Annotated in this window: 1 protein-coding gene and 1 other annotated feature (1 of these 2 running past the window's edge); the gene reads left to right on the forward strand. The window is 49.3% G+C overall.

Annotated features, from left to right (window positions below; all coding sequences use genetic code 11):
• Nucleotides 1–1433 (forward strand) — a sequence feature (mutual gap in cmsearch alignment for this rRNA model is longer than 100); it runs 236 nt beyond the window's last position.
• Nucleotides 1082–1306 (forward strand): hypothetical protein, encoded by a 225-nt coding sequence (locus RUMTOR_RS13275; RefSeq protein WP_004846367.1) that lies wholly within the window; start codon nt 1082–1084, stop codon nt 1304–1306. Its footprint overlaps the feature before it by 225 nt.

Genomic DNA, 1433 nt, shown 5'->3' on the forward strand with positions numbered 1-1433 from the left:
TGGAACCTTGACTGAATATGCGGGGACCACCCCTCTATGGCTAAATACTCCTTAGTGACCGATAGCGCATAGTACTGTGAAGGAAAGGTGAAAAGGACCCCGGGAGGGGAGTGAAAAAGAACCTGAAACCATATGTTTACAAGCTGTGGAACATCTTTATATGATGAACCGCGTACTTTTTGTAGAACGGTCCGGCGAGTTACGCTGGCTGGCGAGGTTAAGCACTGAAGGTGCGGAGCCGAAGGGAAACCAAGTCTGAACAGGGCGAAAGTCAGTCGGAGTAGACCCGAAACCGGGTGATCTATCCATGTCCAGGTTGAAGTTGCCGTAAAAGGCAATGGAGGACCGAACCCACATCCGTTGAAAAGGGTGGGGATGAGGTGTGGATAGGGGAGAAATTCCAATCGAACCCGGAGATAGCTGGTTCTCCTCGAAATAGCTTTAGGGCTAGCCTCATACAAGTCTTGCGGAGGTAGAGCACTGAATTCCTACGGGGGCGTCAAAGCTTACCAAGGGATATCAAACTCCGAATGCCGTGTAGATGATGTATGGGAGTCAGACTATCCGAGATAAGTTGGGTAGTCGAAAGGGAAAGAGCCCAGACCTGCAGCTAAGGCCCCAAAATGTGTGTTAAGTGGAAAAGGATGTGGGATTTCGAAGACAACTAGGATGTTGGCTTAGAAGCAGCCATCCATTAAAAGAGTGCGTAATAGCTCACTAGTCGAGAGGTCCTGCGCCGAAAATGTCCGGGGCTGAAACACACTGCCGAAGCTCAGGGATGAACAGTGATCAATACAGATCAATGCAAGAGGAAAGCTTCTTGATGAAATCAAGAAGATTCCAAAACAGATGGAACAGACTGCTGTTGGTCTGCGTTGATCACTGTTCATCGGTAGAGGAGCATTCTTAAAGAGACGAAGCTGTACCGAAAGGAGCAGTGGATTTTTAAGAAGAGAGAATGCCGGAATGAGTAGCGAGAAAGAGGTGAGAATCCTCTTGGCCGAATATCTAAGGTTTCCAGGGTAAAGCTGATCTGCCCTGGGTAAGTCGGGGCCTAAGGCGAGGTCGAAAGACGTAGTCGATGGATAACAGGTTGAAATTCCTGTACTATCCTGTAACAGAACTGTGGGGACGCAGACAGAGAGCACAAGCCGGGAATGGAAAGACCGGTGCAAGCGAGGTAGGAGTACATCAGGCAATCCGGTGTGCAATCCGAAGACGTGATGCGGATCGAAAAGAAGTAGAGAAGTGTGTGAGCTGGCTGCCAAGAAAAGCCGCTATTGTTTACAGGATACCCGTACCGTAACCGACACAGGTGGATGAGGAGAGAATCCTAAAGGCCGACGGGAGAAGCATTGTTTATGAACTCGGCAATGACTCCGTAACTTCGGGAGAGGAATGCCATGCTATTGGCCGCAAAAGAATTTGGCCCA

It is taken from the genome of [Ruminococcus] torques ATCC 27756, assembly GCF_000153925.1.
Classification (GTDB): Bacteria; Bacillota; Clostridia; order Lachnospirales; family Lachnospiraceae; genus Mediterraneibacter; species Mediterraneibacter torques.